Origin of the sequence: Hydrogenophaga sp. (genome assembly GCF_051007235.1) — a bacterium.
In the GTDB taxonomy this organism is placed as follows: Bacteria; Pseudomonadota; Gammaproteobacteria; order Burkholderiales; family Burkholderiaceae_C; genus Hydrogenophaga.
Map to the genome: position 1 here is coordinate 1 of NZ_JBPCSJ010000367.1, position 6,765 is coordinate 6,765.

At 69.5% G+C, this 6,765-nt stretch carries 4 protein-coding genes and 1 pseudogene; 3 read left to right on the forward strand and 2 right to left on the reverse strand.

Annotation, left to right across the window (positions count from 1 at the left end):
- Window positions 1–110: 110 nt before the first annotated feature.
- A pseudogene (locus ACR2JA_RS13200) lies at window positions 111–2,549 on the reverse strand (adenosylcobalamin-dependent ribonucleoside-diphosphate reductase).
- Window positions 2,550–2,926: 377 nt separating this feature from the next.
- Between ACR2JA_RS13200 and ACR2JA_RS13205 the strand changes: the two are divergent.
- A complete protein-coding gene (locus ACR2JA_RS13205; protein WP_434009539.1) occupies window positions 2,927–4,210 on the forward strand; it encodes an acyl-CoA dehydrogenase family protein in 1,284 nt (427 codons plus the stop codon).
- Between the two features lie 18 nt (window positions 4,211–4,228).
- On the opposite strand, the gene ACR2JA_RS13210 is transcribed toward ACR2JA_RS13205, so the two are convergent.
- Entirely contained in the window at window positions 4,229–5,242 is a 1,014-nt protein-coding gene (locus ACR2JA_RS13210; protein ID WP_434009540.1) for an LLM class flavin-dependent oxidoreductase, read from the reverse strand.
- Window positions 5,243–5,397: 155 nt separating this feature from the next.
- Here ACR2JA_RS13210 and ACR2JA_RS13215 point away from each other — a divergent pair, with 155 nt between their 5' ends.
- Together ACR2JA_RS13215 and ACR2JA_RS13220 are read left to right on the forward strand one after the other, a co-directional pair.
- Entirely contained in the window at window positions 5,398–6,501 is a 1,104-nt protein-coding gene (locus ACR2JA_RS13215; RefSeq protein WP_434009541.1) for an alkene reductase, read from the forward strand.
- An 80-nt stretch (window positions 6,502–6,581) separates the two neighbouring features.
- The coding region (locus tag ACR2JA_RS13220) for a SirB2 family protein (RefSeq protein WP_434009542.1) at window positions 6,582–6,765 on the forward strand (184 nt) is incomplete at its 3' end.

The following is a 6,765-nucleotide window of genomic DNA, read 5'->3' on the forward strand; positions in this document are numbered from 1 at the left end:
GGGTCGCCGTGGGGGCCCCGGCTTTATTTGAATAGACATGTGACGTGCATCTTTATAGCCCGAAAAAACCGCCCACCGGTGGAGCCACCGGGGGCGGTAGGGGCTTGGCGTCAGCCGCAGCTGCCGAGGTGGCCGCAGGAGGTGCAGTAGTCGCAGCCGTCCTTGCGGATCATGGCGTGGGCGCCGCACTCGGGGCACTTCTTGCCGGCCATCACGTTGCTCGGCGTGGCCATGCCCGGCAGTTCGGGGGCGGCCGGCAGGTGCGGCGTGCTCACGGCAGCGGTGTCGCTGGCCTGGTTGCGGCGGGCGATGATGTTCTGCAACGCGAAGGCGATGGCGGCGACTTCGGAGTCGTGCCACATCGGCACGTGGGTGCCGTCGGCTTTTTGGTACGTGCCCAGGCGCACCGGGCCGCGGTCCCAGGCGACCTTGCGCATGTCGGACAGCGCACGGCCCAGGAAGCCACCGCGCGCGGCCAGCGACAGCATGCGCATGGTCGAAGTGATCCACTGCTGCGACTCACCGTTCTGGCCCACCGGCATGAAGAACTCGATGGCGCGTTCGACCGTGCCCTTGCCGTCGGCGGCGGGCACCGGCAGGAACGAGACCACGATGTACAGCGTCTTGTGGCCTTCCTGCGTCCAGTACTCGATCTTGTCGGCCACAGCCGACAGCGCGCCCTTGGGACGGCTCTCGATCACGGTGCGCATCGGGTCCACCGGGGTGGCGGGCACCGGAGCGGCCGGCTTGGCTTCGGCCGCGGCGGGCGTGCCGGTGTCGAGCACCGAGCCCAGGATGTTGTTGGGCCGGTAAGTGGCCATGCCCTTGAGGCGGGCGCGCCAGGCCTGCAGGTACAGGTTCTTGAAGTCGTCGAATGGGTAGTCGGCGGCGACGTTCACCGTCTTGGAAATGGCGGTGTCCACGAAAGGCTGCACCGCTTCCATCATGGCGATGTGCTCACCGGCGCTCATGGCCAGGGCGTTGACGAAGTACTCGGGCAGCTGGTCGACATTGCCGCCGAGTTCGCGGTACAGGCGCCAGGCGTGGTCTTCCACCGCGTATTCGCTGGTGGAACCGTCGGCCTCGCGCTTCTTGCGGCGGTACATCCACGAGAACGGCGGCTCGATGCCGTTGGACGCGTTGTCGGCAAAGGCCAGGCTGACGGTGCCGGTGGGGGCGATGGACAGCAGGTGGCTGTTGCGGATGCCGTGCTTGCGGATGGCCTTCTGGATGTCGGCCGGCAGGCGGCTGGCGAAGGTGCCGGAGGCCAGGTAGCCGTCGGCGTCGAACTTGGGGAAGCGGCCCTTTTCCTTGGCCAGCTCGATGGAGGCCAGGTAGGCGGCGTTGCGCATGCGCTCGGCGATCTGCGCGGCGGCCACGCGACCGTCTTCGCGGTCGTAGCGCACGCACAGCATGGCCAGGGCGTTGCCCATGCCGGTGAAGCCCACGCCGATGCGGCGCTTGGCGGCAGACTCGGCGCGTTGCTGTTCCAGCGGCCAGAAGGTCACGTCCAGCACGTTGTCGAGCGCGCGCACCTGGGTGGCGACGGCGGCTTCAAAGGCTTCGAAGTCGAAGCTGGACGTGCCGCCAAAACCGAAGGGGTTGCGCACGAAACGGGTGAGGATGATGGGTCCGAGGTCGCAGCAGCCGTAGGGCGGCAGCGGCTGTTCGCCACACGGGTTGGTGGCGGAAATGGTCTCGCAATAGTGCAGGTTGTTGTCGGTGCCGATGCGGTCCAGGAACAGGATGCCGGGCTCGGCGAAGTCGTAGGCCGACTTCATGATGGTGTCCCACAGCTCGCGGGCGGCCACGGTCTGGTAGACCCACTGGCCGTCGCTGCGCTGGTAGGCGCCCTTGGCGATCAGCTTCTGGCCCGGGCGGGCCTTGTGCACCAGTTCCCAGGGCTGGTCGCCGCTGACGGCTTCCATGAAGGCGTCCGACACGCCGACCGAGACGTTGAAATTGTTCCAGCGGCCCGGGGTGCGCTTGGCGGTGATGAATTCCAGCACGTCCGGGTGGTCGATGCGCAGCACGCCCATCTGGGCGCCGCGGCGCGCGCCGGCGCTCTCGACTGTCTAGCACGACTGGTCGAACACGTTGATGTACGAGCACGGGCCGGAGGCCATGGAGTGCGTGCCCTTGACCTCGGCACCCTTGGGGCGGATGCGGGAGAAGTCGTAGCCCACGCCACCGCCGCGGCGCATGGTTTCGGCGGCTTCGCGCAGGGCTTCGTAGATGCCGGGGTAACCGTCGGCGTCCACGCCCTGGATGCAATCACCCACCGGCTGCACGAAGCAGTTGATCAGCGTGGCCTGGATGTCGGTGCCGGCCGCGCTCATGATGCGGCCCGCGCCGATGGCGCCGGCGTGCAGGTTGTCCAGGAACTTCTGTTCCCAATCGGCACGCGCTTCGGGCTTTTCCACCGAAGCGAGCGCTCGCGCCACACGGCGGTACAGGTCTTCAAAGCCGGTTTCGCCGGGTTTGAGGTATTTCTCGGCCAGCACGTCCTGGCTGATGGGTTGGGTGGCGGTCAGGTCCTGGGGACGCATGGCGTGGTCTCGTTTCATGGGCGGAATGATCCTGAGGGCGGTGAACGGGAGAAAAAGAAAGGCTCAGACCCAACGCACGCACACCCGCGGGGCGGGGTGCCGGTCAAGGGGGTGTGGTGGGGGAGAAGGGAGCGCGGAAGGCCTGCATTTTGCGCCAAAGTCGGCCGGGAGCGGACCCAGGAAACCTCTCTTTTTGTAGGAATTGTGGCCCTCTCATCAGGCGAAACGGCAAAGGCTATCGGCGCCCGGATCGCCATACCTTGCGGTGCGTCAAGACGGTCCGTTTTTGTGGCAGGCCACCACAGCCAGCCGACGAACGCACCGCTCCTGTCACCCAGGCGCCTGCCCCGACCCCTGCTCTGCCCACAATCGGCCGCATGGACTTTGAACACAGCCCCCGCGCGCAGGCGCTGGTGCGCCAGCTGGACCGGTTCCTGCAGACCTATGTGCTGCCGCACAACGCGGCCTGGCAGCAGGCGGTGCAGGACGGGGTGTACCCGCCCCCCTTCATCAACGACCTCAAGACGCTGGCGAAAGAAGAAGGGCTGTGGAACCTGTTCCTGCCCGACCTGCGCGAGGGCGAACCGGGCACGCGTTTGAGCAACCTCGACTACGCGCCGCTGGCCGAGGCCATGGGCCAGCTGAGCTGGGCGGCCGAGGTGTTCAACTGCAGCGCGCCCGACACCGGCAACATGGAACTGCTGCACCGCTTTGCCACGCCCGCGCAGCGCGAGCGCTGGCTGATGCCGCTGCTGCACGGCACCATCCGCTCGGCGTTCGCGATGTCCGAGCCCGACGTGGCCTCGTCCGACCCGACCAACCTGCAGACCACGGTGCGGCGCGAGGGCGACGAACTGGTGCTCAATGGCCGCAAATGGTTCATCACCGGCGTGGCGCACCCGGCCTGCCGCGTGCTGATCGTGATGGCGCGCAACGATGGCGACGGCGGTGAGGACGCCCACCACCAGCACAGCATGGTGCTGGTGCCCATGGGCACGCCCGGGCTGGAAGTCGTGCGCAACATCCCGGTGGTGCACCACCACGCGCCCGAAGGGCATTGCGAGATCGTCTTGCGACAGGTGCGCGTACCGGCCGACCACTTGCTGGGCGACTGGGGCCACGGTTTTGCGATGGCGCAGGCGCGGCTGGGGCCGGGGCGCGTGCACCACTGCATGCGCACCATCGGCCAGTGCGAGCTGGCGCTGGCCCTGGCCACCGAACGCGCGCTGGAGCGGCGCAGCTTCGGCCACCACCTGGCCGACTACGCCAACGTGCAGGAGTGGATCGCGCACTCGCGCATCGAGATCGACCAAGCGCGCCTGCTGGTGCTGCGCTGCGCCTGGCTGCTGGACCACCCCGAACAGGCCGCGCCGGCCGCGGTGCGGGCACAGGTGGCCGCCATCAAGGTGGTGGCGGCCGGGCTGCAGACCCGCGTGGTCGACCGCGCGATGCAGATCTTCGGCGCCATGGGCCTGTCGCCCGACACGCCGCTGGCGCAGTTCTGGACCTGGGGCCGCGCCCTGCACCTGCTCGACGGCCCGGACGAGGTGCACCTGCGCAGCGTGGCGCGGCACGAGTTCGCGCGGGCGCGCGAGCGCATGGGGTCGTCTTCCGCCTACTTCACGACGCCGGAGCAGATGCGGGCGCCGCCGCATCTCTGAGGCGAACGACGTGACCGCTCAGGCGGGCACCGCCTCGCGCATGGCGGCCGCGGCGATGTCCAGCGAACGCAGGCGCAGCGCCGGGTCGAACACGTCGCTGACCAGCATGAACTCGTCGGCCTCGGTCGCGTCGGCCAGCTGCTGCAGGCCGGCGCGCACCGTGTCCGGGCCGCCGATGACGGCGCAGGCCAGGAAGTCGTCGATGGCCGCTCGGGCCTGACCGTCGAGCTGTTGCATGAACCCGTGCACCGGCGCCGGCAGCTGGCCGCGCCGGCCGGTGAGGATGCCCAGCACGCGCTGGTAGGTGCTGCTGGCCAGGTACTCGGCCTCGTCATCGGTGGGCGCCGCGATCAGCGGCACGCCGACCACGGCGTAGGGCTTGCCGAGCACCTTGGACGGTTTGAAGTTCGCCCGGTACAGGTGCAGCGCCTGCAGCAGGTAACGCGGCGCGAAGTGCGACGCGAAAGCGTAGGGCAGGCCACGCTCGGCCGCGAGCTGGGCCGAGAACAGGCTGGAGCCCAGCAGCCAGATCGGCACCTGGGTGCCCGCGCCGGGCATGGCGATCAGGCGCTGGCCCGGTTGCGGATCGCCCAGCAGGCGCTGCAGTTCGGCCACATCGCGCTGGAAGTCTTCTTCGGTCTCGGGCCGGTCGCGGCGCAGCGCGCGCATGGTCAGCGGGTCGGTGCCGGGCGCGCGGCCCAGGCCCAGGTCGATGCGGCCCGGGTACAGCTCGGCCAGGGTACCGAAGGCCTCGGCCACCACCAGCGGCGCGTGGTTGGGCAGCATCACGCCGCCGGAACCGACGCGGATGCGTTGCGTGCCACCCGCGATGTGGCCGACCAGCACGGCCGTGGCCGAGCTGGCGATGCCGCTCATGTTGTGATGCTCGGCCAGCCAGTAGCGGTTGAAACCGAGCGATTCGGCGTGCTGCGCGGTGCGCAGCGCGATGGCCAGCGCATCGGCCACGGTGCCGCCTTCGCGCACGGCGACCAGATCGAGCATGGACAGACGGATGGAGGACAGGGCTTTCATGCGCCCGATTGTCGACCGCCCCCGACCTTCGCGCTGTCACCCGCGCCAAACCCTGACGCAGCGCAAGCCCTGTCCGGCAGGTGCTGGCAAAGCCCGGCGGGCGGGCGTAGGCTCTGCACACCTTTCACGGCTCCACCGATCCCACACCTCCCATCATGACCACCCTCTTCGACCCCGTCACCGCCGGTGACCTGCACCTGGCCAACCGCATCGTCATGGCGCCGCTGACGCGCAACCGCGCGCCCGACGCCATCCCCACCCCGCTGATGGCCGAGTACTACACCCAGCGCGCCAGCGCCGGTCTGCTGATCACCGAAGCCACGGCGATCTGCCACGAAGGCCAGGGCTACGCCGACGTGCCGGGCCTGTACGGCACCGAACAGCTGGACGGCTGGAAGCGGGTGACCCAGGCTGTGCATCACGCCGGCGGCAAGATCGTCACCCAGCTCTGGCACGTGGGTCGCGTCTCGCATGTGGAACTGCAGCCGCACTTCCAGAAGCCGGTCGCGCCCTCGGCCATCCGCGCGAACACCAAGACCGTGCTGCTCAAGGACGGCGTGCCCACCTTTGTGGACACGTCCGAGCCACGCGCGCTGGACGCGGCCGAGATCCCGGGCATCGTGCAGGCCTACCGCCACGCGGCCATGAACGCCATCAGCGCCGGGTTCGACGGGGTGGAAATCCACGCCGCCAACGGCTACCTGATCGACCAGTTCCTCAAGACCGGCAGCAACCACCGCACCGACGACTACGGCGGCAGCATCGCCAACCGCGCGCGCCTGCTGCTCGAAGTGGTGGCCGCGGTGACCGACGCCATCGGCGGCGGCCGCACCGGTATCCGCCTCTCGCCCGTGACCCCGGCCAACGACGTGGTGGACGCCGACCCGCAGCCGCTGTTCGAACACGTAGCCCACGCCCTGGGCCGGCACGGCCTGGCCTATGTGCACGTGATCGAAGGCGCCACGGGCGGCCCGCGCGACCTGCCCGACCGGCCGTTCGACTACGCCGCGTTCAAGGCCGCGTACCGCCAGGCCGGCGGCACCGGCGCCTGGATGGTCAACAACGGCTACGACCTGCCGCTGGCCCAGCAGGCGCTGGCTGGCGGTGCCGACCTGGTCGCCTTCGGACGCCCCTACATCGCCAACCCCGACCTGGTGGCGCGCCTGAAGGCGGGCGGCCCGTTCAACACGCCGGACAAGATGACGTTATACGGCGGTGGTGCCCAGGGCTACACCGACTACCCCACGCTGGGGGGCTGATCCGGCTTGGTGCGGCCCGGCGGCTGGCCCGTCTTGCGCCCCCACACTCCGCCGCTGCAGCCGCCTATGATGCGCGCACCATGCCCTCCCCCGAATGGGTCGCCGCCCTCTACCCTTGGCTCCTGCCGCTGCACATCGCCCTGGTGGCGCTCAGCATCACCCTGTTCGCCTTGCGCGGCCTGGGGGTCCTGGCGGGGCAAACGTGGCCCATGGCCGGCTGGGCGCGGGGGCTGGCTCCGGTCATCGACTCGCTGCTGCTGCTCG